This window comes from Paenibacillus sp. SJS-P3, from assembly GCF_056711585.1.
In genome coordinates this window covers 2589841-2610325 of record NZ_CM160043.1, presented here as the reverse complement: position 1 = coordinate 2610325, position 20485 = coordinate 2589841, and the positions used below count along the sequence as shown (strand labels likewise).

The 20485-nt window shown below is 58.6% G+C and carries 20 protein-coding genes, 1 pseudogene and 1 riboswitch; of the genes and pseudogenes, 16 read left to right on the top strand and 5 right to left on the bottom strand.

What is annotated here, in order from left to right:
* Nucleotides 1-65 precede the first annotated feature (65 nt).
* From preA to AC06G8_RS11970, 9 genes and pseudogenes are all read left to right on the top strand, one after another.
* Nucleotides 66-1352, top strand: coding sequence for an NAD-dependent dihydropyrimidine dehydrogenase subunit PreA (gene preA / locus AC06G8_RS12010; protein WP_480282981.1), 1287 nt, complete (start codon nucleotides 66-68; stop codon nucleotides 1350-1352).
* Between the two features lie 2 nt (nucleotides 1353-1354).
* The gene (gene hydA / locus AC06G8_RS12005; protein ID WP_480282980.1) at nucleotides 1355-2791 is read left to right on the top strand and encodes a dihydropyrimidinase; all 1437 of its coding nucleotides are present in this window, start codon (nucleotides 1355-1357) and stop codon (nucleotides 2789-2791) included.
* Nucleotides 2788-3036, top strand: a complete 249-nt coding sequence (locus tag AC06G8_RS12000) for a hypothetical protein (protein ID WP_480282979.1) — start codon at nucleotides 2788-2790, stop codon at nucleotides 3034-3036. The genes hydA and AC06G8_RS12000 overlap by 4 nt, the downstream gene beginning before the upstream one ends.
* A 244-nt stretch (nucleotides 3037-3280) precedes the next feature.
* Nucleotides 3281-3955: a deoxyribose-phosphate aldolase gene (deoC, locus tag AC06G8_RS11995; RefSeq protein ID WP_447664173.1), complete on the top strand. Its 675-nt coding sequence runs from the start codon at nucleotides 3281-3283 to the stop codon at nucleotides 3953-3955.
* Nucleotides 3956-4192: 237 nt separating this feature from the next.
* Nucleotides 4193-5375: pseudogene (gene deoB / locus AC06G8_RS11990) on the top strand (phosphopentomutase).
* Nucleotides 5376-5423: 48 nt separating this feature from the next.
* A complete protein-coding gene (gene deoD / locus AC06G8_RS11985) occupies nucleotides 5424-6140 on the top strand; it encodes a purine-nucleoside phosphorylase (protein ID WP_480282978.1) in 717 nt (238 codons plus the stop codon).
* 169 nt (nucleotides 6141-6309) lie between these two features.
* Nucleotides 6310-7611 carry a pyrimidine-nucleoside phosphorylase gene (locus tag AC06G8_RS11980; protein ID WP_480282977.1) on the top strand — a complete coding sequence of 434 codons (1302 nt, stop codon included), beginning with the start codon at nucleotides 6310-6312 and terminating at the stop codon, nucleotides 7609-7611.
* Nucleotides 7612-7817: 206 nt separating this feature from the next.
* Nucleotides 7818-8864: a M42 family metallopeptidase gene (locus tag AC06G8_RS11975; RefSeq protein WP_480282976.1), complete on the top strand. Its 1047-nt coding sequence runs from the start codon at nucleotides 7818-7820 to the stop codon at nucleotides 8862-8864.
* A 52-nt stretch (nucleotides 8865-8916) separates the two neighbouring features.
* Nucleotides 8917-9528: a thymidine kinase gene (locus tag AC06G8_RS11970; RefSeq protein ID WP_480282975.1), complete on the top strand. Its 612-nt coding sequence runs from the start codon at nucleotides 8917-8919 to the stop codon at nucleotides 9526-9528.
* Nucleotides 9529-9615: 87 nt separating this feature from the next.
* Here AC06G8_RS11970 and AC06G8_RS11965 read toward each other — a convergent pair whose 3' ends face one another.
* Entirely contained in the window at nucleotides 9616-9744 is a 129-nt protein-coding gene (locus tag AC06G8_RS11965; protein WP_021881879.1) for a hypothetical protein, read from the bottom strand.
* Between the two features lie 209 nt (nucleotides 9745-9953).
* Between AC06G8_RS11965 and AC06G8_RS11960 the strand changes: the two genes are divergently transcribed.
* Nucleotides 9954-10214: an HPr family phosphocarrier protein gene (locus AC06G8_RS11960; RefSeq protein ID WP_480282974.1), complete on the top strand. Its 261-nt coding sequence runs from the start codon at nucleotides 9954-9956 to the stop codon at nucleotides 10212-10214.
* A 261-nt stretch (nucleotides 10215-10475) separates the two neighbouring features.
* Here AC06G8_RS11960 and AC06G8_RS11955 read toward each other — a convergent pair whose 3' ends face one another.
* Entirely contained in the window at nucleotides 10476-11357 is an 882-nt protein-coding gene (locus AC06G8_RS11955) for a DMT family transporter (protein WP_480285429.1), read from the bottom strand.
* 172 nt (nucleotides 11358-11529) lie between these two features.
* On the opposite strand from AC06G8_RS11955, the gene AC06G8_RS11950 reads away from it, so the two are divergent.
* Complete coding sequence (locus AC06G8_RS11950; protein ID WP_480282973.1) at nucleotides 11530-11853, top strand: antibiotic biosynthesis monooxygenase; 324 nt, start codon at nucleotides 11530-11532, stop codon at nucleotides 11851-11853.
* A gap of 79 nt (nucleotides 11854-11932) precedes the next feature.
* Entirely contained in the window at nucleotides 11933-12124 is a 192-nt protein-coding gene (locus tag AC06G8_RS11945) for a hypothetical protein (protein WP_447664166.1), read from the top strand.
* Nucleotides 12125-12209: 85 nt separating this feature from the next.
* On the opposite strand, the gene AC06G8_RS11940 is transcribed toward AC06G8_RS11945, so the two are convergent.
* Nucleotides 12210-12911: an HAD family hydrolase gene (locus AC06G8_RS11940; protein ID WP_480282972.1), complete on the bottom strand. Its 702-nt coding sequence runs from the start codon at nucleotides 12909-12911 to the stop codon at nucleotides 12210-12212.
* 168 nt (nucleotides 12912-13079) lie between these two features.
* Here AC06G8_RS11940 and AC06G8_RS11935 point away from each other — a divergent pair, with 168 nt between their 5' ends.
* Nucleotides 13080-14123 carry a protoglobin domain-containing protein gene (locus AC06G8_RS11935; protein WP_480282971.1) on the top strand — a complete coding sequence of 348 codons (1044 nt, stop codon included), beginning with the start codon at nucleotides 13080-13082 and terminating at the stop codon, nucleotides 14121-14123.
* Between the two features lie 72 nt (nucleotides 14124-14195).
* Here AC06G8_RS11935 and AC06G8_RS11930 read toward each other — a convergent pair whose 3' ends face one another.
* Nucleotides 14196-15659, bottom strand: a complete 1464-nt coding sequence (locus AC06G8_RS11930) for an NAD(P)/FAD-dependent oxidoreductase (RefSeq protein WP_480282970.1) — start codon at nucleotides 15657-15659, stop codon at nucleotides 14196-14198.
* A 48-nt stretch (nucleotides 15660-15707) separates the two neighbouring features.
* Nucleotides 15708-15807, bottom strand: a riboswitch (purine riboswitch).
* Between the two features lie 290 nt (nucleotides 15808-16097).
* Here AC06G8_RS11930 and AC06G8_RS11925 point away from each other — a divergent pair.
* Nucleotides 16098-16784: a Na-translocating system protein MpsC family protein gene (locus AC06G8_RS11925; RefSeq protein WP_480282969.1), complete on the top strand. Its 687-nt coding sequence runs from the start codon at nucleotides 16098-16100 to the stop codon at nucleotides 16782-16784.
* Nucleotides 16785-16892: 108 nt separating this feature from the next.
* Nucleotides 16893-17990 carry a sensor histidine kinase gene (locus AC06G8_RS11920; RefSeq protein ID WP_480282968.1) on the top strand — a complete coding sequence of 366 codons (1098 nt, stop codon included), beginning with the start codon at nucleotides 16893-16895 and terminating at the stop codon, nucleotides 17988-17990.
* Here the strand turns inward: AC06G8_RS11920 and glsA are convergent.
* Nucleotides 17987-18928, bottom strand: a complete 942-nt coding sequence (glsA, locus tag AC06G8_RS11915) for a glutaminase A (RefSeq protein ID WP_480282967.1) — start codon at nucleotides 18926-18928, stop codon at nucleotides 17987-17989. The genes AC06G8_RS11920 and glsA overlap by 4 nt on opposite strands.
* 203 nt (nucleotides 18929-19131) lie before the next feature.
* Here glsA and AC06G8_RS11910 point away from each other — a divergent pair, with 203 nt between their 5' ends.
* Nucleotides 19132-20481, top strand: a complete 1350-nt coding sequence (locus AC06G8_RS11910) for a PDZ domain-containing protein (protein WP_480282966.1) — start codon at nucleotides 19132-19134, stop codon at nucleotides 20479-20481.
* The last annotated feature ends 4 nt before the right edge of the window (nucleotides 20482-20485 follow it).

Genomic DNA, 20485 nt, shown 5'->3' with positions numbered 1-20485 from the left:
CAAAGGACAGCAAGGCCGGCAGATGACTAGGGACCGTCCCAGGTCCACCGACAGGAGGCGAAGGCATGGCCGATTTATCGATTTCCATGGCGGGAATCACATCGCCGAACCCGTTCTGGCTGGCGTCCGCGCCGCCTACCAACACAGGATACCAGGTGCAGAGAGCGTTCGAGGCCGGCTGGGGAGGTGCGGTCTGGAAAACGCTCGGCGAGCCGATCATCAATACTTCCTCCCGCTTCGCGGCCGTCCACTACGGCGGGCGCCGCGTGGCCGGCTTCAACAATATCGAGCTGATCTCCGACAGGCCGCTGGAAGTGAATCTGCGGGAAATCAGGGAAACGAAAAGGCTTTATCCGAAGCACGCTCTGGTCGCCTCGCTGATGGTCGAGCCGAAGCGGGAGAAATGGCATGAGATCGTGAAGCGTGTCGAGGATGCGGGAGTCGACGGACTGGAGCTCAACTTCGGCTGTCCGCACGGAATGGCGGAGCGCGGCATGGGCGCGGCGTCGGGGCAGCAGCCCGATCTCGTCGAGATGCAGACGCTGTGGGCCAAGGAAGCCGCCTCGACGCCTGTCATCGTGAAGCTGACTCCGAACATTACGGACGTCAGGATAACGGCCCGCCATGCGGTGCTGGGCGGCGCGGATGCGATCAGCCTGATCAATACGATCAACAGCTTGGCCGGAGTCGACCTCGATACGTGGAACACCGTTCCCCATGTCGGCGGCCTGGGAGCGCATGGAGGCTACTGCGGTCCCGCCGTCAAGCCGATCGCCTTGAACATGGTGGCGGAATGCGCCCGGGATGCCGGGATAGGCGTGCCGATCTCCGGCATCGGCGGGATTTCCTCCTGGCAGGACGCGGCCGAGTTCATGCTGATGGGAGCTTCAGGCGTGCAGGTATGCACGGCGGCGATGCATCACGGCTTCCGGATCGTCGGGGATATGATCGACGGCCTGAACCGGTATCTGGACGACAAAGGACTGGCGACGGCGAGCGAGCTGACCGGCCGCAGCGTCGGCCGCTACGGAGACTGGGGCGATTTGGATCTCAACTACAGAGTCGTCGCGCGGATCAATACGGCGACCTGCATCAACTGCAACAAATGCCATATCGCCTGCGAGGACACTTCGCATCAATGCATCGACATGCTGACAGGAAGCGGCGGCAAGCCGATCCTGCAGGTGAGGGAGGAGGATTGCGTCGGCTGCAACCTCTGCTCGATCGTCTGCCCCGTCGACGGCGCGATCGACATGGTCGAGCTGCCGGGAGCCGCGCCCCTTACCTGGAATGAGCGCCAGCGGGCGCTTGAGAAGCTGAATGCGGATTCGGCCGAGATGGAGGCGGTATGAGGATGAGCTCATCGAAAGTGATTGTCGGCGGGACGATTGTGACCGCAAGCGATATGTATCAGGCCGATATTCGGATTGAAGATGGAATTGTGGCCGCCATCGGCAGCCGCCTCGATGCTACCGGAGCCGAAATCATCGATGCGGCAGGCTTGTATGTATTTCCGGGAGGCATAGATCCTCACACCCATCTGGACATGCCGTTCGGCGGCACCGTGACCGCGGACGACTTCGAGAGCGGCACGGTTGCGGCCGCATTCGGAGGCACGACGACGGTGCTCGATTTTTGCCTGACCAGACGGGGCGAGCCGCTGTCCGATGCGGTGCGGACCTGGCATGCCAAAGCAGCCGGCAAAGCGGCCGTCGATTACGGCTTCCATCTCATGGTGGCGGATGCCGGGGAGCAAACGCTCAGGGAACTGCCCGAGATTATAGAGAGGGAAGGCATTACCTCTCTCAAGGTGTTCATGGCCTACAAGGACGTCTTTCAGGTGGATGACGGAACGATGTTCCGAACTTTGCAGCTTGCCAGGGAGGAAGGGGCGCTCGTCATGGTCCATGCCGAGAACGGAGACGTCATCGACTTTCTCGTCGAAGAGGCGCTGGCACGGGGCGACACGGATCCGATCCATCATGCCCTTACCCGTCCTCCCGAGCTGGAAGGAGAGGCGACCGGGCGGGCCGCGGAGCTGGCCGGACTGGCGGGAGCTCCCCTCTATGTCGTCCATGTCACCTGCGCGCAGGCGGTCGAGCGCATCAGGGAGGCCAGGGCGAGAGGGCTGATGGTATATGGGGAGACCTGTCCCCAGTATTTGACTCTGGACATCACCAGCTTGGAAAAGCCGGATTTCGAAGGGGCCAAATACGTCTGGTCTCCGCCGCTGCGGGAACGGGAGCATCAGCAGGTTTTGTGGGACGCCTTGTCCAGCGGGACGCTGCAGACGATCGGGTCGGATCAATGCTCCTTTCATTTCAAGGGGCAGAAGGAGCTGGGACGCGGCGATTTCTCCAAAATACCGAACGGCGGCCCTACGATCGAGGACCGGTTCACTCTTCTCTATTCCGAAGGCGTGGCGAAGGGGAGAATTACGATCCATCAGTTCGTCGACCTGGTATCGACGGCAAGCGCCAAGCTGTTCGGACTGTTTCCGCGCAAAGGCACGATAGCAGTAGGGAGCGATGCCGATCTCGTCCTGTTCGACCCGTCGGCCAAGCGGATTCTATCGGCGGATTCCCATCATCTTAAAGTCGATTACAGCGCTTTTGAAGGGATGGAGGCGACTGGCGAGCCGGTGTCGGTACTTCTGCGCGGACAGTTCGTCGTCCGCGACGGCGAGTTTGTCGGTCAAGCCGGCTGCGGACGGTACGTGCCGAGAGCCAGATTCGGCGCAAGGACGCCAGTATCCGTTCCGCAAGCTTCTGCGGGGGGGAGGGGTGGATGACCGCCTGCGAATCCGCATGGGAAGAGAAGTCGCTGCTGGACCGGCTGCTGGAGGAAGGCCGGAGCATTCTGGACGTCCGCGAGGATCTGGACGGGACTCTCGTCCGCTTCTCCGCTCCCGGCGTCCGATCCGGCAGGCACGCTCCAGTCCATTGCCTCATCCGGCTAGAGTCGGCCGATGCCCGCAAATACGTCGCCAATCTGGTCATCCTCCAGATTCATGATGCCGAGGCATCAAGCGGCTAGGGGCAGTCGATTAGGGAAATGGGGCGGCCGCGTCGGCTTGCAAGATGCGGCGGCCTACCGGGCAATCGGAATCCGCATGGAGAGAAGCTGGAAGCAGTGGAGAAGCCTGCCGAATAATCGGCAGGCTTTTTATGGCATTCTAGGAATAGGAAACCGGTTGAACAAATGCTTATCTATCGTTTTACAATTGTTCAAAGCGGTGATATGATGAAGGGAGCATGCATAATTAGGGGATGATGAGCACATGGAGCATAAGCAATTGGCAGGCATGATCGACCACACGCTGCTTCGCGCGGACGCGGTCAAGGAAGAGATCGTCAAGCTGACGGAGGAGGCGAAGCAATACGGCTTCGCTTCGGTCTGCGTGAACCCGGCATGGGTAGAGCTTGCGGCAGCGCAGCTTGGCGGAACGGACGTGAAGGTATGCACGGTGATCGGCTTCCCGCTCGGGGCGTCGACGAAGGAGACGAAGGCTTTTGAAACGTCGGACGCGATCGCCAAAGGCGCCGGCGAAATCGACATGGTCATCAATATCGGCGCTCTCAAAGGCGGAGAGGACGCGCTTGTAGAGGCCGATATCCGCGCTGTCGTCGAGGCGGCTTCAGGCAAAGCTGTCGTCAAGGTCATCATCGAGACTTGCCTGCTGACGGACGAGGAGAAGGTCCGCGCCTGCGAGGCTGCCGTGCGCGCCGGAGCCGGCTTCGTGAAGACGTCAACGGGCTTCTCCACGGGCGGCGCCACTCCGGAGGACGTGGCGTTGATGCGCCGCACGGTCGGGCCGGACCTGGGCGTCAAGGCATCGGGCGGCGTCCGCAGCCTCGAGGATATGCAGCGGATGGTATCCGCAGGCGCGACCCGCATCGGAGCAAGCTCCGGCGTCAAGATCATGCAGGGCGGCCAATCCACCGCTGCTTACTGAGGAGCTTGATTTGACGCAAGGCTTCCATGAAGCCGGAAGAACCGGAAGGTTTTTCCGGCTTTTGATTTTGCGCGCGGAGCGGCTTCGCGGCGGCATTTGCCGCGAAGCCTGCCTCGGGCTATGATGGAAGAAGCGGCCGCCGGGACGCGGCGCCTGCCGGCCATTCCTGCCGGCCGCTCCTGCAGGATCCGGTTCGATCGTCCGCTTACTTATGGAACTTAGAAAGGAAGGGCCAAGATGCAGCCATTCAAACGCATACATGTCGTCGTCATGGACTCCGTCGGCATCGGAGAAGCTCCGGATTCAGCCGATTTCGGAGATCATGGCGTCAACACTTTGGGACATATAGCGAATCATATGGGCGGGCTTTCGATGCCCAACATGGAGAAGCTGGGGTTGTCCAACATCGCTCCGATTCTCGGAATCGAGCCGTCGCCGGCGCCGCAGGCGTATTACGGCCTCATGCAGGAAGCCTCCAGCGGCAAGGATACGATGACGGGCCACTGGGAGATGATGGGGCTGCGCATCGATACGCCTTTCCGCGTATTCGAGCATGGATTCCCGCAGGAGCTGATCCAGCGGATCGAGGAGCATACCGGCCGCAAGGTCATCGGCAACAAGCCGGCCAGCGGAACGGAAATCATCGACGAGCTGGGCGAGGAGCATATGCGCACCGGAGCGTTGATCGTATATACATCGGCGGACTCGGTGCTGCAGATCGCGGCGCACGAGGAGATTGTGCCGCTGAAGGAGCTGTACGACATCTGCGAATTCTGCCCGTGAAATCACGCTCGAGGATCCTTATATGCTCGGACGGATCATCGCCCGCCCGTTCATCGGCCAGCCGGGGACGTTCAAGAGAACGGCCGGACGGCATGACTATGCGCTTAAGCCTTTCCAGCCGACAGTGATGAACTCGCTCAAGGAGGCGGAGCTTGAAGTCGTCGCAATCGGCAAGATCTCCGATATTTTCGACGGCGAAGGCGTAACCCGCTCTATCCGCACGGCGAGCAATATGGAAGGCATGGACAGGCTGGCCGAAGTATGCGGCGAGGATTTCACCGGCATGAGCTTCCTCAACCTCGTCGATTTCGATGCCCTGTACGGGCACAGGCGCGACCCGCAGGGGTATGGAGAGGCGCTGCAGGAGTACGATGCGCGCCTGCCTGAAGTGATCGGGAAGCTCGGCGAGGACGATCTGCTCGTCATTACGGCGGATCACGGGAATGATCCGACGTATGCCGGCACCGACCATACCCGCGAATACGTGCCGCTGCTTGTCTATTCTCCGCGCTTCCAAGGGCGCGCCGGCGCTCTGCCGCTCAGGACGACATTTGCGGACGTAGGGGCTACGATCGCCGACAACTTCAAGGTGAAAGCTCCCGAGCACGGCCGAAGCTTTCTGGGGGAGCTGCAGTAGCTCTCCCGCTTCCGTTCCTAAGACCGACATTGCAAAGGAGAAATGAGCATGAGCGTACATATCGGAGCCAAGGAAGGCCAGATCGCGGAGACGGTGCTTCTGCCCGGAGACCCGCTGAGAGCCAAATACATCGCTGAAACATACTTGTCCGAAGTGGAGCTGTACAATGAAGTTCGCGGGATGCTGGGCTATACGGGCATGTACAAAGGACAGCGCGTCTCCGTGCAGGGTTCGGGCATGGGGCTGCCGTCCATAAGCATCTACGCCCAGGAGCTGATCCGCAGCTACGGCGTCAAAAACCTGATCCGCGTCGGCACCTGCGGAGCGATGCAGCAGCATGTCCGGGTGAGGGACGTCATTCTCGCTCAAGCTTCATGCACCGACTCCAGCATGAACCGCAATCAGTTCCTCGGCTACGACTATGCCCCGATCGCGGACTTCCAACTGCTCAGAAAAGCGTACGAGCTGGCATCGGCAGCCGGCATGAATGTCCATGTCGGCAACATTTTCAGCACCGATGTCTTCTACAAGGAAGACACCTCCGCAGTTCAGCGCCTGATGGATCATGGCGTGCTCGGAGTGGAGATGGAGACGACGGCGCTGTACACGATCGCAGCCCGCCATGGAGTCAAGGCGCTTACCGTGCTTACAGTCAGCGACCATCTGCTTACCGGAGAGGAAACGACGGCAGAAGAGCGCCAATCGACTTTCAACGACATGATGGCGGCCGCTCTCGATACCGCCGTGTCGATCGATCCGAAGTAGCTGTCGGCCGCATGATTGATGCCGTTAATTTTCGACAGGATTCTCCGGTTTGCGAAGGAATCAATTAACGTCATAAATAGCGGGCGAGAAGCCTCTGCACGGACATGGGATTAGGGTTAATTCGGTTTATTATTTATGACATTAATTAATGAGGGGATGGTCTTCGTTCATGAGAATGGTGGACTTGATCGAGAAAAAGCGCGACGGGCATGAATTGAGCGAAGAGGAAATCGCCTTCATCATCCAAGGCTATACGAACGGAGATATTCCCGATTATCAGATCAGCGCCTGGGCGATGGCGATCTTCTTCCGCGACATGTCCAGACGCGAGAGGGCGGATCTGACGATGGCGATGGTCCGTTCCGGAGATTCCATCGACCTGTCCGACATCGAGGGCATCAAGGTGGACAAGCATTCGACCGGCGGAGTCGGCGATACGACGACTTTGGTGCTCGCTCCGCTGGTCGCCGCGGCAGGAGTCCCGGTGGCCAAGATGTCGGGGCGCGGTCTCGGCCATACGGGCGGCACGATCGACAAGCTGGAGGCGGTGGAAGGCTTCCATGTGGAGCTGACCAAGGAAGACTTCACCCGTCTCGTCAACGAGCATGGCATCGCCATCATCGGCCAGAGCGGCAATCTGACGCCGGCCGACAAGAAGCTGTACGCTCTCAGGGACGTCACGGCTACGGTCGATTCCATTCCGCTGATCGCGAGCTCCATCATGAGCAAGAAGATCGCGGCCGGAGCCGATGCGATCGTGCTCGACGTGAAGACCGGCGCGGGCGCGTTCATGAAGGATGAGAAGGATGCCAGGGAGCTGGCGGAAGCGATGGTCGCCATCGGCAACGAAGTCGGCCGCAAGACGATGGCTGTCATCTCCGACATGAGCCAGCCGCTCGGCTTTGCGATCGGCAACGCGCTTGAAGTGAAGGAAGCGATCGATACGCTGCGCGGGGAAGGGCCGGCCGATCTGCTCGACCTGTGCCTCGCGCTCGGCCGCCAGATGGTCTATCTCGGCGGCAAGGCGGCATCGCTGCAGGAAGCGGAGGACAAGTTGCGCGGCCTTATCGCGAGCGGCGCGGCGCTGGACAAGTTCAAGGAGTTCATCGCCAACCAAGGCGGAAATCCTGCCGTCGCCGACAATCCGGAGCTTCTGCCGCAGGCGCCGTACCGCATCGAGCTGCCGTCCAAGGAAGATGGATTCGTCGCCGAGATTACGGCTGACGCCGTCGGCACGGCCGCGATGATTCTTGGAGCCGGCCGCGCGACGAAGGAATCACAGATCGATCTGTCGGTAGGCCTCGTCCTGAACAAAAAAGTCGGCGACGCCGTCAAAGCGGGAGACTCCCTCGTCACGATCCATGCTTCCAGCGAGGACGTGGCAGAGGTCAAGGAGCGGCTGTACAAAGCGATCCGCGTTGCGGGCAGCGCCGAGGCGCCTGTGCTGGTCAGGGGAATTGTAACCGAATAAGCGATACCGGAGTCAAGACGCAGGCTGCGCCGACAAGCCGAGGCCGTCATGTCCCTTTCTGTCAGCCTGCTTGGACGGCTGGCCGGAAGGGGCTTTTTCCGTGCTCGCCCGCAGCCGCCTCGGACGGCGGTCCGGCCGAGCAAAATATGGTACAATGTCGAAGGAAATCAGGATGACGAAGCTTATTTGGAGAGGGGAATGTCGGAATGGCTGTTCTGAAGGAGAAGCTTGATCGAGCGTACATTCTTGATTTTTTGCAGAAGCTTCTGGAGACGCCCAGCCCGAGCGGCTTCTGCATGAATATTATGTCGCTGGTCCAGCGGGAGGCGGAGCGTCTCGGCTACAAGATGGAATTGACGCCTAAAGGGAACGGCATCTTGACCGTTCAGGGGACGGGCAGCAAGGCCCCGCTGCTGCTGTCCGCGCATGTCGATACGCTTGGCGCGATGGTCCGCTCCGTCAAGGGCAACGGCATGCTCCGCATGACGCCGATCGGCGGTTATGATATGCATACGGTCGAAGGGGAGTATTGCCAGGTGCATACCCGCAACGGCCGGGTTTACGAAGGCACCGTGCTGTCGACGGCGACGTCCGTGCATGTGTATCCGGATGCCCGCAGCCAAAAACGCGAAGAGGCGACGATGGAAGTCAGGCTCGACGAGTCGGTGTTCAGCAAGGAGGACACGCTTGCGCTCGGAATCGCGCCAGGCGACTTCATATCGTGGGACCCTCGAGTGCGCATCTTCGACAACGGCTGGGTCAAGTCCCGCCATCTGGACGACAAGGCCAGCGTCGCAGCGCTGTTCGGCATTCTCGAAGCGTTGAAGCGGGAAGGGCTCCAGCCGTCAGGCAGCGTTACCTTCCTCATCTCGACCTACGAGGAGGTCGGTCACGGAAGCGCCCATATCCCGGCCGACATCGTCGAGATGATTGCGGTCGACATGGGCGCGCTCGGCGACGATCTGTCCGCAACGGAGCTCGATGTATCCATTTGCGCCAAGGATTCCTCCGGACCTTACGATTACGGCATGACTTCCAAGCTGATCGAGCTCGCCCAGCGCGAGGAGCTTCCGCATGCGGTGGACATTTATCCGTTTTACGGCTCCGATGCCTCGGCCGCTCTGCGCGGCGGAGCGAACATCAGGGCGGCGCTGATCGGTCCCGGCGTCCATGCCTCCCACGGGATGGAGCGCACGCATGCGGATGCGATACTCCATACAGGCGCGCTGCTGCTCGCTTATATGATGGAATAGAAAGCTGCCGCCCGGCAGCGCGGAAGGATCGATTGAAGAGGGGGAAGCCGTTTTGGCCCAGCTGTACTACAAATACGGGACGATGAACAGCGGCAAGTCCTTCGAGATCATCAAGGTTGCCCATAATTACGAGGAGCAGGGAAAAGCCGTCCTGATCTTCTCTCCGGCCATGGATACGCGCAGCGGAGAAGAGCAGGTCGGATCCCGCGTCGGCTTCACGCGCAAGGCGCTCCCGGTCCACGAAGAAACCGATCTCTACGAGGAGGTGCTGCGGCATCAGCCCGCGGGCGCGCCGAAGGCGATCTACTGCGTGCTCATCGACGAGGCGCAGTTCCTGAAGAAGGAGCATATCCTGCAGCTGACCCGGGTCGTGGACGAGCTGAACGTGCCGGTGATGGCGTTCGGGCTCAAAAACGATTTTCGCAACCAGCTGTTCGAGGGCAGCTACTATCTCCTTGCGCAGGCGGACAAGATCGAGGAGATCAAGACGATCTGCTGGTATTGCGACCGCAAGGCGACGATGGTGATCCGCTTCATGGACGGAGTTCCCGTGAATGAAGGGAATCAGATTCAAATCGGAGGCAACGACGACTACAAGCCCGTCTGCCGCAAATGTTACAACGCGGCTTTCTCGGCAAAGTTGGAAATACAACCCGATAAATGAGTGAAGCCGGCCTCTTCAACGCCATTTCCAGGCGTTGAAGAGGCCGGCTTTCGTTTCGGATCCGCGTTTGAGCTGCCGCTTGTCTTGTCAGCGGCTTTTCCTTTTCGCTTTTCTGCTCAGCCAGTATATCCACCCGCCGACGCCGATTACGACGGCAGCGGCGAGGATGTAGAACAACACGGCATACATCCTGTCCTCGAATGGGGACATCATCATCACAATCGCCTCCCGTATGTTGTTATTCTTTACCCATCCGCGGGGGATTTAAGACATGCCGAAGCAATTAGGGACGAATGCAGCCTTTGACTCGGAAGGCATTTCATTTTTTGATGAATGCGCTTCAAGCAGGAACCCGGCTGAAAATTTCGAATATAACGTACACATGCGGTGATTCGATCTTATCCCGAGGAAAAGAAGGTCAATGGATGCGAGTTCATGAATTTGTGATTGCTGCCGATTTTACCCGCGAGGATCTTGCCCGGCTATCCTCGGAATCCGCCCGCTTCCGCTCGGACATCAAGCTTGAGTTCGCTCACGGAGACGGCATCAATATCGTGGACGTTAAAAGCCTGCTCGGCATGCTTCTGCTGCCGATCCGTTCCGGCACGCGCGTCTTGCTGCGCGTCAAAGGAAAGGATGAGGAGGAGGCTTTCCTCCATATGCTGGAGCTGCTGGAGAAGGAATGAGCATGAGGACGGGCGGAAGCGCAGTCGGATAAAAGACAGGCCAGCCCGAGACCGGGCCACTGAAAAAGTAGCGTAAGGCGCGAAATCGTTCTAGAGAAACGGATGTGGTCGCCTTTGTCCCCGGATTTCAACCGCTAAAAGCGGCCGAAATCAGAGAAATCTGGGGACAACAGCGATCGGAAGAATGATTTCCGTCTGCAGCGACACCATTTCAGTGGCCTCGCCCGAGATCGGGCTGTTCGGCATGGAAGGAAATCAACCTCAGGAAACGGCGCCGCTCGGCGCGTCGAGAGCAGGATCTCCTTGCTTGGCGGCCGAAGGGCGTTCCTCCGACTTGAGGTAAAGGATGAAGCCGGCGATCATGAAGACGCCGCCGATCAGCTGGAAGCCTGTGATCAGCTCGCCGAACAGCAGGAGACCGAGCAGGCTCGCGCCGATCGGCTCCGCCAGCACGGCCATGGAGATCGTCGTCGCCTTGACCGATTGCAGCAGCCAGTTGAAGATCATATGGCCGAAGACGGTCGGGATGATGGCGAGCAGCAGGAACAGGCCCCATTCCTTCGGCTCGTAACCGCTCATCGGTATGCCGCCCGCGACGTTGTAGACGGCGAAGCAGAGCGCGGTGATGCCGAATACGATCAAGCTGTAGACATAGGACGGAATCCGCTCCATGAGCTGTTTGGCCAGAATCATGTTCACGGCAACGGCAACCGTACCGAGAAGGGACAGCGTATCTCCGTAAAAAGCGCTTCGCGACAAGCCGAAGTCGCCCGAGCTGACGAGAATGGCTCCGGCAATCGAGACCGACATGCCGATGACGGCGGAGCGGCGCAGCCTTTCCTTGAAGACGAGGTAAGCGCCTATCGCTACAAAGACCGGCTCCAGGGTGAGCAGAATCGTGGAGCTGGCGATCGACGTATAGGATAAGGAAGCCATCCAGAGCAGGAAGTGCAGCGCCAGGAAAAAGCCGGCGACGGTCAGCTTGACCCAGTCCCGCATGCTGATCGTGCGGAAGGCATGGAGGTATTTCCAGCCGAAGGGAAGCATCATCAGAAACGTGAAGAGCATCCGATAAAACCCTTGGACGGATACGGGCGCACCGGAATAACGGACAAGTATGGGGGCGCAGGAAATGGCGGCCATACCGACGGCAAGAGGCAATAGGATCGACAAAGTTGATTTCCGCTGCAAAGTATTCATCCGAATATTTTAATCGTTCCGAGGCTTTGCTGCAATTCCTTTTTTATTGACAATGAGAATTATTATCAATTATGATGGATTACAGGAACTGTACGATTGAAAGGAGACAAGCCGCATGCTCGTCATTCAACGCCGAATCAAAGTCAAGGAAGGTTTCTCCGGACAAGTCGTGGAGCGGTTCAGCAAGCCGGGACCGGTACAGGAAATGGACGGATTCGTCGATATGAGCGTCCTTGTGAAGGCTGTGCTCCGGGGCGAGGAGGAGGTCATCGTCCAGATCCGCTGGGAGTCTGAAGAGGCCTGGAAGGGCTGGGAGAAAAGCGATGTCCATATCCAAGGCCACCGCGAGAGCCGCGGCAAGACGCCTCCGGATTATGTGCTGGAAACGGAAGTTTCCCGATATGAGGTTGCGGCGGTGAAGGGCCCTATTGCCCGCTGATTGTCACATTTATAGCCCGAAAGAGTCATACGCATGCTCCGGCTCCAAGCTAAGCTAAAGGTGGAAGGAGCTGCTGCCCATGCATGTCGGCGAGGATACATCCTTGACGGACTCGCTTTACTTGATCTTCTTTGGACTTCTCATGATCGGGACGATTATTTTGTTCGTGTACGGGTTCAAAAAGATGGACGATTCCGGCGATGACGAGGAAGAGGCAACGCCTGTCTCTGCGCCGCCTCAGCGTCCCCAGGACAGCCAGACCCAGGATTAGGCTGGCATCCGCAACATCCATAGACCATAATGAAATGCCGAAAAAACCGCCGGGAGGCGGTTTTTTTTATGCGCTCCATGCCGCTTCAGGAGGCGCGGCTCGGATCACAAGGCTGCCATAGCTCGAGCCAGCCTGCCATTTCGCCGATGGACTGTATCGTACCGCTTGGCTGGAGAGATGGAGAAGGGGAGGATTGGCGCAGAGCCAAGCCTTGGCGGACCCATAGGGCATGCATGCCGACCTGGCGCGCGGGAATGATGTCGTTGTCGATGCGGTCTCCTACCATTAAAGCTTTGCAGGGAGAACAGCCCGTCGTTTCGAGAGCATGCTCATACAGGCGTAGATCCGGCTTCACCAGGCCGGTCTCCGCGGAGGAGAATACGGCTTCAATATGCTCCATGAGCCCGTAAGACTCCAGCCGATGGACGGTTCCGGCGCTCTGATTCGCGATGACTCCGATCCGGTAGCTGGCGCTTAGCGTCTGCAGGAGGTTCTTGGCATCCGGGAACGGCTTGTCCAGCTCCTTGCGGTATTTCATTTCCTTCCAGATCGCTTGGCGAAGCGCGTCATCGGGGAACAGCAGCAGCAGGATGTCGGCCATCGGAAACGGAGAGAACCGTTCATGGGCTTGGACCCAGGCTTCCCGGATGTCCCGCTCGCATACCGCGATGCACCGGCGCCCGGCAGCGCGGATGAGCTGCGAGATAATGTCGGCGATCGGCGCGGATTCATCCACGAGTGTCTCGCCGACGTCGAAAAAGATCCATTCCACCGGATTGCTCTTCACTTGTTTTCTTCCTTCCCGTTGCTTGCAGTCGATTTCTATATCGTACCATGACGGAAAGCGGGCCTCAAGAACGGAGGCAGCGGTTTCAATTTGCTCCGGCACTAAACTATTTCAACGCATCTTCCGATAAAGACAAGATTAGGTTAACAATGGCAAGGAGATGGGGACATGATTGCCGTTACGGCAGAAAGAGAAGCCCAGCTACAATTCATCGGGTTGAAGCAAGAGGACCTGAACCTGCTTCAGGGCAGCAGGGCCGTATTCGAGAAAATCGTGGACAGGCTCGTGGACTCGCTGTACGGGCAGATCGCGGCGAAGCCCGAGCTGAAGACGATCATTGAAGCCCACAGTACGCTTGAGAGGCTGAAGGCGACGCAGAAGACATACTTCCTTTCGATGACGGATGGAACGATCGACGAAGCCTATTTCAACAACCGCCTCCTGGTAGGCAAGATCCACTCCAGAATCGGGCTGACGACCCAGTGGTATCTGGGCGCTTACATGATTTATCTGGATCTCGCCGCTGCCCATCTGGCAGCCGAGCTTCCGGGACAGTGGACGCCGGTGCTGCATTCCTTGACGAAGATGTTCAACCTCGATTCGCAGCTCGTGCTCGAAGCCTATGAGAAGGACGAGAAGGCCAAGCTGGAGAGAGTGCTGGACAGCCAGTCCCATATTCTGACGGGCGTCAGCGAAGCGATCCGCCAGCTGGCAGCGGGAATGGAGCAGGTAAGCCGCAGCACGGCGGCCGTCAACAGGCTGGCCCGCGCGACGGTGCTGTCGCAGGAGCAGACCGACGCCGAGCTCGGCTTGCTCGGCGAGCAGATCGGCTCCATCGAATCCATGGGCGCGCTCATGGGCGACATTTCCGACCGGACGCATCTCCTCGGCCTCAACGCCGCTATCGAGGCGGCGCGGGCCGGCGAGCAGGGAAGAGGATTCGAGGTCGTCGCGGGGGAAGTGCGCAAGCTTGCCCGACATTCCAAGGAATCGCTTGAGCTGATTCAGGAGAAGGTTGAATCGATCGGCGAGGTGCTTCACAAAGTGCAGGCGATGTCGAGGGACACGGCTCAAGCAGCCGGAGAACAAGCCGCAAGCTCGGAGGAGCTCGCTCTGTTCATCCGGATCATCGAGAAAGTGTCGGTGGAGCTGGAGCAATTGAAAAGCCAGGTGGAACAATCCGCCGCGGATGGAGTCGGGACGGACGGTTAAAGACGACAGCAATATGGATAGGCAAAAAGGAAGGCAGACCGGATTTCCGGTCTGCCTTTTTTGATCTGGTTCTCAGGACAGCGCAGCTGCCGGAGCGGAGGCCGTACCGATCCGCTCCAGCATGGAGCGGGCGATCCAGACGCCTGCGGCGCCAGCCTGAGCCAGTCCGCGCGTAATGCCGGCTCCGTCGCCGCCGCAGTACAAGCCGCGGATTTCCGTCTCAAGCCTCGTATCGAGCTTCGGCCGGGCGGAGTAGAACTTGGCTTCGACACCGTAGAACAGCGTGTGCTCCGAAGCAATGCCGGGTGTTACTTTCTCGAGCGCTTCGACCATCTCGATCAGGCTGCGCATCGTGTTGTAAGGCAGCACGAGTCCGAGATCGCCGGGAACGGCTTCCTTCAAGGTCGGCTCCAGAAACCCTTCGGCGATGCGGCTTGGCGTCGAGCGGCGGCCGCGGATGATATCTCCGTATTTCTGGACGATGACGCCGCCGCTTGAGAGATCGTTCGCACGCTTGCATATTTCCCGCGCATATTCGTTCGGCTTGTCGAACGGCTCCGTGAACGTATGGGAGACGAGCAGCGCGAAGTTGGTATTCGGGGATCCGAGGCTCGGGTCCTTGTAGGAATGGCCGTTGGCGGCCATGACGCCGCTGTGGTTCTCGACGACGACATGTCCGGAAGGGTTGCTGCAGAACGTGCGCACCCGGGTGCCGACCGATGTGTTGAAGACGAATTTGCCTTCGTACAGATGCTCGTTGATTTCCCGCATGACGACGTCGGAGGTTTCGACCCTGACCCCGACATCGACCTGGTTGTTGTACATTTTGAGCTTGCGGCGCTTGAGCACCGACGTCAGCCAGGCGGACCCGTCGCGGCCGGGAGCGATCATGACAAGCTCCGCTTCATGCGTGTCCCCGTTTTTGAGCGAGATTCCCGTGATGCGATGTTCTCCATCCTGCTTCTCGGTTACGATGTCCTCGACTTCGGTTTTGAATGACATCTCGATGCGCGTTTTCAAATATTCATAAATGGACTTGAGGATGTCCAAGTTCTGCTCGGTGCCCAGATGCCGGACTTCCGCACGCAGCAGCTTGAGTCCGGCGGCATAGCCGCGCTGCTCGATGCTTCGGATCGTATCCGTCGTAGGATCGGTGATGGCGGTTGTCGCTCCGTGCTGCAGGTTGATGCGGTCCACATAGCGGATCAGCTCCAGAACTTTGGAGGGGGCGAGGTAATCCGTCAGCCAGCCTCCGAATTCGGTCGTAATGTTGAATTTGCCGTCGCTGTAAGCGCCTGCGCCGCCGAAGCCGGCGGTTATGGAGCAAGCCGGCAGACAACCGGCGAAGTCTTTTTTGCCTGCCGCTGGCGGGCAAAGCTGGATCTTTTCTTCCAGTATGGGACAGCTGCGGCGATAAATATCATGGCCTTTGTCCACAAGCAGAACTTTCAGTCCCGGATGCTGCAGCGTCAGCTCATAGCTGGCAAAAATGCCGGCGGGTCCGGCGCCAACGACAATCACGTCATATTTTCCCATCCTAATCATCCTCCCGGCTTCATCAAAAAATCCCGGCTGCAAACGGGTATGCGAAAGCATCCCGTTCGTAGCCAGGAATTTGAGGTTCCTTGTAGAGACCCCCGAACCTTATTATCGGGGATATACGAACGCGCCGGGTAAGGCGACAAATGAAATGGTAACCGAGAAGAACGTATGTGTCAACGTTGTCGTATAAAATTATTCGTGAATAGTCATAAAGTTCACCTACATAAGTGTATTTTGTGAAATTATATGATCAAAACACGAACATTCTTGAAACGACGAGGGGTATTCACGCCTATTGCAAAATAAGCAAGGACAGGAACCGAGCGGTCATTCTGTCGATAAGCATCTCTATCAATCGATGGCATTATATGCTATAATGGCGACGTCCAAGTTCAAATCGTTTCTGATACTAGCTAAAAGGATGACTATAGGTTGGAGAACCGTGCCGCTCTGTCCCAATTGACCAGCCAAATGGGCAAATTGCTCCGAGACCGCTTCGGCAAAGGTCCGGAATCGATTTTCGTTTCAAGCAATGAAGTTTGCGTGACCATGCATTTCCGCCAGTTCGTCAGCGTGGTCGAGAAGATCATGCTGCAGCAGAACAAGGACGAGGCTGTCAGGGAAATGCGCCAGCTCGTAATGGATCTCCTCCTGCCGGATTTCAAGGCTCTCGTTCAGGAGTCGCTGGAACTGGAGATTACGGATGTGTATTACGACTGGAACCTGGACAACCACTCCGGAATCATGGTCGGTTTGGTCGACAGCTCCAAATTCGAAGCGCATCAGGAGAAGTACAGAGGCAAGCCGTACATACACGAATCGGTGAGAAGGATATCGGAAGAAGCAGAGAAGCTTCCTGACAAGCTTTACTCGTTCTGGACGAATCCCCGGACGTTGATCGTGTTCCGGTCCGGCATTCTGATCAAGCTGGAGAAGGAATTGCTCCGGGCCGGCTACGAGCCGGCGCTTCGTGTAGCGAAGCGCTCGCTGGAAAAATCCATGCTGCTCACGGAAGTCGACTTGAACCGCGCGGTGGGCCGCACCCCCGACGGTCTGTACCTCGACTGGAAGTTCGACAAGGATCAAAGCATTATCGTCTATACGTTTCCAAACGAATAACGGACTTTATGACCAGATATTACGATACGCTGTTCATGAGCCAAGAACCGGCGCCAGGAAGGCGCCTATTCTTGGCTTTTATTTTTTTTCGGGGTGGGCGTTGATGCGATGAAGGAATTAACACATGATCATTCGGCGGAAGAAGAAAATGTCCGCTTGCCGATGGACGCGCTGTTGACGGGAATCTCGAAGCTGATCGATGCCGACGCCTACTTCGTTTCCGAACGTCAAGGGAACGAGGAGCATGTCGCGCACTTGCATCATAAGGGGGAGCCGATCCTGCACTGCGGTCTGAAGGTCGATGAACCGGAAGCGGGAGCCGAAGGGGATACCTGGCTCGGGTTTCATTACTGCGGGCTGCAGGTGAGCCCCGGCGGCAAGGCATCGACGGGGACGCTGGGACTGCTGCGGAGAGAAGCGGCGTTCACCGAGATGGAGAAGGCCGTCCTGCAGATGGCGGCGGCCAGATGGATCCTTCACAAGGAATCCGGACTCGCGGAGGAGAGCCAGGAAGACAAGCGCCGCCTTGAAGCGATGAGTTCCGCCAACGCCGGGCTGGAAAAGGATAAGGATCAGCTCTACGAACTTGGACTTGAGATGATCACTCCTATGACCGGCATTTCCGGCATGGCGGAGCTTCTGGCGGAAACGGAATTGACCGACGAGCAGAGAAGCTACGTCGATACGATTATTGGAAGCAGCGGCTATCTCATTCAGCTGATCCAGCATATGATGGCCAACTCGCGCATGGCCGCCGGTTCCGTCGATCGCCGGATAACGCCGTTCTCGCTTCATGTTCTGCTGGCAGAGCTTGCCGATGGACTTCATGACGGGCTCAGCCAGCAGCTGCAGCTGAGCTGCTGGCTGGATCCCGAGCTTCCGGTCCGGGTGGTCGGGGACGAGGAGCTGCTTCGCGAGACGCTGATCATCCTTCTCTCGGCAGCCGCCTTCAACGCAGAGCCGGGGACGGTCGGCGCCCGTGTTCATGTGAATTCCCGAAGCATCGGCAACGATATGCTTGATCTGCTCTTCACGATCTGGCATCCCCATGAAATCGAGAGCCGCATTCAGCCTATATCCGGCGTCAGGGACCGGATCGAGGCGATGGGCGGCGAGCTGTGGTTCGAGCATGACGGCGGAGGCTGCCGCATCCGCTTCACCATCCAGGTAAGGGAAGGCTCGGCGGAAGGCGAGGAAATCGTCTAGAACATGCTCCAGTCGAATTCCCTGGACAGGGAACGAAGCAGATGAACCCCGGCCAGACTGTTGCCATGCGGGTTGAGCGCGGGACCGATGACTCCGATTCCGGCCACGCCCGGCACGAGCGCCAGAATGCCGCCCGATACGCCGGACTTGGCGGGCAAGCCGACATCGATGGCGAATTGTCCGGAGCCGTTGTACATGCCGCAGGTGACCATGAACGTTTTGGCGATCTGCACGTAGCGTCTTGGAATCAAGGCTTGTCCCGTAACGGGATCGATGCCGTCGTTCGCCAGAATGACGGCCATCCTCGCGAGATCGCTGCATGTCACCGAGATGGAGCAATGCCGGAAATAGACTTCCAGAACTTCCTCGACTCCGCCTCGGAGGACACCGTTGTCGGTCAGGAAATACGCCATGGACCGGTTCAAGTTGCCGGTTGCGGATTCGGAATAATAGGTGGCATCGTCTACCGACAGATCCGTATTGCCTGCAAGTCCGGAGATGAAATCCAGGATGCGCCCCGCCTTCTCGGCGGGGCTGTTTCCGTTGATCAAGGAAGAGATGACGATGGCCCCGGCGTTGATAAGCGGATTGAAGGGAATTCCAGGCTGCACGAGCTCCAGCTTGAGCATTGAATTGAAATTGTCGCCGGTCGGCTCCATGCCGACTTTGCTGAATACAGCTTCCTCGCCGTTGTCCATGAGAGCGAGTATAAGCGTGAATACCTTGGATATGCTTTGCATGGTGAATCTGGTCCCGCAATCGCCTGCCGAGACGGATCTGCCGTTCATGTCGGCGATATAGATGCCGAGAGTGTCCGGATCCGCCTTGCTGAGCTCGGGAATATAGGAAGCGGTCTTGCCGTCTGCCGTGCGGGTGCGGCTGTTTTCCAGCCATTGCGGCAGGCCGGCTTGCAGTGCGTTCCAGGTCGGGATGTCCATAGGCTGAATCGATCTCCTTGGTGAGCCGGCACCGGTCGGGTCGGCATGTATGGTAGCGAACTCCTTCATTGTATCGGCATTCGCCGGGTCTGTAAAACGACGGATCGGATGCCCGCATTGAATGTATGGCTGCCTCTTGTGTATCCTAATAGAGAAGGAAGACAATGGAAAGTCACACGCAGTCATTTGGGGAGGACGAGGAAATGGGGAAAAGCTCCCGCTGGTATGTGGCATCCCTGATCGCCGCCGCGGTTGTTTCAGTTTCTGGAGAACTGATCTGGATCGGGGATCCATTGCGGCTGGGCAGCTATTATTGGATGGATCTGATCCAGATCCTGTCCCGCATCGCTGCGGTCATCCCTCTGATGTGGGCAGCCGGCGCTTATTCCTCTTGGCTTCAGAGGGGAAGGAGCTGGCTTGGCGTCATTAATCTCCTCGCCGTTGCTGGAGGCATCCTGACAGGGCTGCTTATTCTTACGCGGCCGGATCGCTTCGCGGCTGCCGCTGCCGCTGCGGCGGCTACCGGCGCTCTCATCCTCATCGACGCTGTTGTGAGCGAGCGCGCAAGACGGGGAGGCTTCCCATGGAGATCGTTGACGACCGCTTTGGCAGCTGCGGCGATCGGAGCGTTTCTTTTTTACCCGACCTCATATGGCGTCACCACTCCGGGATTCACGATGAACATGAACCGGTATGCCCATATCCAAGGCGGAACGGACAAAGGGAGCCTGGAAGGGGTACTCGTCATCGAGCGTCCGGCTTTTCCGGTGGACTGGATCTACGCCAGGATCTTCCCCCATCTGCATATTGAAAAGAGGGATACGAGCATTTCGCTGGGAGAGATCCAAAGGCAGGTGTTCATCCAGCGGGCAGGCGCCAACGACGTTGGAACCGCTGTCGCGCTCAAGAAGCTTGGACTCGGCCAAGGAGTGGTTCCGACCGGGGTCCAGGTGCTCGCCTTGCTCAAGGAAAGTCCGGCGCAAGGGCGGCTTGAGCCCGGCGATGTGCTGACCAGCCTGAACGGCAAGGAGGTCGGCACGACGGCCATGCTGGCGATGGTCATGGGCTCCGTGAAGCCGGGCGATACGGTCCGGGTGGGGCTGAAACGGGGCAATGAGGAGGTGTGGGTGGATATCGAGACGAAGGCGAATCCCGAGCAGCCGGGACGCGCGGCATTCGGCATCCAGGTGCAGGACCGGACGCGGGCGGATTTGACGAGAGCGGCCGACTACCGCTCCTATCTCGTGTACCAGGGGGGTCCGTCGCATGGGGCCATGCTGGCTTTGACGGTCATCGATCAGCTGACTCCGGGAGGCATTACGTACGGCAACCGGGTGGCCGGCACCGGCACGCTGGACGGGGAAGGGAACGTAGGGGAAATCGGCGGCATCGAGCAGAAGGCATATACGGTTGCCCGAGCAGGCGCGGATGTGTTCTTCGTACCGCAAGGCCAGGAGCAGGATGCCCGCAAAGGCAGCGCAACGCTGGAGATCGTTCCCGTCCGCACTCTCGACGACATGCTGTCTTGGCTCAAAGCTCATCCGAGGAAATAAACCG

Excerpts from the sequence above, each read along its gene's own strand:
- deoD (WP_480282978.1), top strand. The coding sequence starts at position 5,424 with ATGAGCGTACATATCGGAGCCAAGGAAGGCCAGATCGCGGAGACGGTG.
- AC06G8_RS11950 (WP_480282973.1), top strand. The coding sequence starts at position 11,530 with ATGCTCGTCATTCAACGCCGAATCAAAGTCAAGGAAGGTTTCTCCGGA.
- AC06G8_RS11930 (WP_480282970.1), bottom strand. The coding sequence starts at position 15,659 with ATGGGAAAATATGACGTGATTGTCGTTGGCGCCGGACCCGCCGGCATT.
- AC06G8_RS11910 (WP_480282966.1), top strand. The coding sequence starts at position 19,132 with ATGGGGAAAAGCTCCCGCTGGTATGTGGCATCCCTGATCGCCGCCGCG.
- AC06G8_RS12000 (WP_480282979.1), top strand. The coding sequence starts at position 2,788 with ATGACCGCCTGCGAATCCGCATGGGAAGAGAAGTCGCTGCTGGACCGG.
- AC06G8_RS11960 (WP_480282974.1), top strand. The coding sequence starts at position 9,954 with ATGCGAGTTCATGAATTTGTGATTGCTGCCGATTTTACCCGCGAGGAT.
- AC06G8_RS11980 (WP_480282977.1), top strand. The coding sequence starts at position 6,310 with ATGAGAATGGTGGACTTGATCGAGAAAAAGCGCGACGGGCATGAATTG.
- preA (WP_480282981.1), top strand. The coding sequence starts at position 66 with ATGGCCGATTTATCGATTTCCATGGCGGGAATCACATCGCCGAACCCG.
- AC06G8_RS11975 (WP_480282976.1), top strand. The coding sequence starts at position 7,818 with ATGGCTGTTCTGAAGGAGAAGCTTGATCGAGCGTACATTCTTGATTTT.
- AC06G8_RS11935 (WP_480282971.1), top strand. The coding sequence starts at position 13,080 with ATGATTGCCGTTACGGCAGAAAGAGAAGCCCAGCTACAATTCATCGGG.
- deoC (WP_447664173.1), top strand. The coding sequence starts at position 3,281 with ATGGAGCATAAGCAATTGGCAGGCATGATCGACCACACGCTGCTTCGC.
- AC06G8_RS11955 (WP_480285429.1), bottom strand. The coding sequence starts at position 11,357 with ATGGCCGCCATTTCCTGCGCCCCCATACTTGTCCGTTATTCCGGTGCG.
- AC06G8_RS11945 (WP_447664166.1), top strand. The coding sequence starts at position 11,933 with ATGCATGTCGGCGAGGATACATCCTTGACGGACTCGCTTTACTTGATC.
- glsA (WP_480282967.1), bottom strand. The coding sequence starts at position 18,928 with ATGGACATCCCGACCTGGAACGCACTGCAAGCCGGCCTGCCGCAATGG.
- AC06G8_RS11965 (WP_021881879.1), bottom strand. The coding sequence starts at position 9,744 with ATGATGATGTCCCCATTCGAGGACAGGATGTATGCCGTGTTGTTCTAC.
- hydA (WP_480282980.1), top strand. The coding sequence starts at position 1,355 with ATGAGCTCATCGAAAGTGATTGTCGGCGGGACGATTGTGACCGCAAGC.
- AC06G8_RS11920 (WP_480282968.1), top strand. The coding sequence starts at position 16,893 with ATGAAGGAATTAACACATGATCATTCGGCGGAAGAAGAAAATGTCCGC.